The sequence below is a fragment of the Aeromonas crassostreae genome, from assembly GCF_054052445.1.
In genome coordinates this window covers 1-1,776 of record NZ_JBSTYM010000054.1, presented here as the reverse complement: position 1 = coordinate 1,776, position 1,776 = coordinate 1, and the positions used below count along the sequence as shown (strand labels likewise).

The following is a 1,776-nucleotide window of genomic DNA, read 5'->3' as shown; positions in this document are numbered from 1 at the left end:
AGGGCCGTCAATGCGGTGTCGTTGTTGTGTCCCGTCGCACTCCAGCCCACGAACGCCGCCAGGGTGTCCGCACCAGAGACATCATTCGCCAGCACGTCCCCAGCGAGACCGCCCACCTCATCTTCCGTCACCATGCCGCCCACGTCGTCCTTGGCCGTCGGCACGTCATCGAGGATCACGGCATCCAGGCTTGCTGATGTGGTGTCGCCATCGCTGTCAACCAGGGTGACCAGAAGACTCTCGGTCAATTGGGTATCGTTGGCCGGTTTTACGTGGCTCTCGTTATCTTGCAGGGTATAGCTGTAGCTGATGCTGCCGGCGCCCGTCACGGGATCGAAACTGATCGCGGTGATCTGCAGGCTATTGCCAAGGGGAGTGGTGAGAGATTGCGGGAGTGTGGTCACGGTTCCGTTCGTGATCAGCGCCAGGCCGGCGATGCTGAGGGTCTGCACCCCGTCTGGCGCGCTGAAGCTGAAGACCCCCCCTTGTGTCAGTGCAGCCGGGTTCGGGTTGGTGCCATCGGCCAGGTTGGCATCGCTGACCACCAGCTCACCACCGGCCAGGTTCAGCCCCGTCAGGCTGACCCCTTCATCGACGGGCGTGATGGTGATGGTCAAGGTGGAGTCCACCACATCGGTACCATCGGTCACGCTGTAGCTCACCGGCGGTACTGGACCGTCATAGTTCAACGCCGGCGTGAAGCTGTAGTCGCCGTTGCCGTTGACCGTGAGGGTGCCTACCCCCGGGATGGTGACAGTGGATCCCGCAGTCACGTTGACATTGTCCCCCCAGCTGAACAGGGTCACGCTGGCGGCGTCCGGTCCATCCGGGTTGCTGGCATTGTCGAGGAGGTTGCCGTTGAGCTGGCCATCTTCCGCGACGCTGACCTGCTCGTCCAGATCACTCAACTCGTTGTCGAGGTCGGGCAGATCTTCTTGTATCCGGTCGATGGTCTGTTGGGTGTCATGGCTGGTGTCGAATCCAGCCTGGGCGATGGTCGCACCGGCGGTACGGCTGATGGTGACAAAACCACCGTTGCCGCTGGCACCAGCCACACCTCCTATGTCACCTCCCCCTGCGGCTGGGGCGCCACCGGCCGCAGCGGCTTCAAAACTCTGAGTCGGGTCGACCCCTTCCAGGATGGATTGTTGCAATGCGGCTATGTCATTGGGATCGAGCGATGTGCCAGTGCCATCTGGTGTTGCGGCATCGGTCGGGATATCCGCTTCGGGGGCAACCGAGGATCCCTGCGCCAGGGCGGCGGCTTCTTCCGGGGTGATCAGCACCAGCTTGGCATCATCACTCAGGGTCAACTGGGTGCCGGGTGGCAGTGTCTCGCCCCCTTGCAACGGACGGGTGCTGCCATCGGCGTTGACCACCAGAATGTCACCTTCCATTGAGGCAACGACGACACTCTTCTCGATCATTTGGGTACGCATAGCCTTGACTCCAACACAGAGGGTTTCGATGTATCAACCCTATGAGCGAAGCGCCAAGGTGTCCGTTGCAAAAATGTACCGGGTTCGTGTCAGAAGAGGGAAAAGCCTGAATCAAATCGAATGCTGGCTACTTGGCTCATGAAAACAATATGTTAGAGAAAGCCCCGAAAGGGTCCTTATAATACTTTTCGATATTGTTGCTTTTTGGTTACAACCAATGGTGATTAAAAAAGGCGCCCAGCGGCGTAATGCCAGTCAGTTAAGGCTGACTGGCATTGTTTTTATTGGCTTTTTTCACACTGTACTTCTGTGGCCTTGGCTTCACGCAGCGAGGGTA

The 1,776-nt window shown here is 59.1% G+C and carries 1 protein-coding gene; it reads right to left on the bottom strand.

Going from position 1 to position 1,776, the window contains the following annotated elements:
• The coding region (locus ACW5W4_RS18830) for a retention module-containing protein (protein ID WP_456690408.1) at positions 1-1,439 on the bottom strand (1,439 nt) is incomplete at its 3' end.
• Between the last annotated feature and the right edge of the window lie 337 nt (positions 1,440-1,776).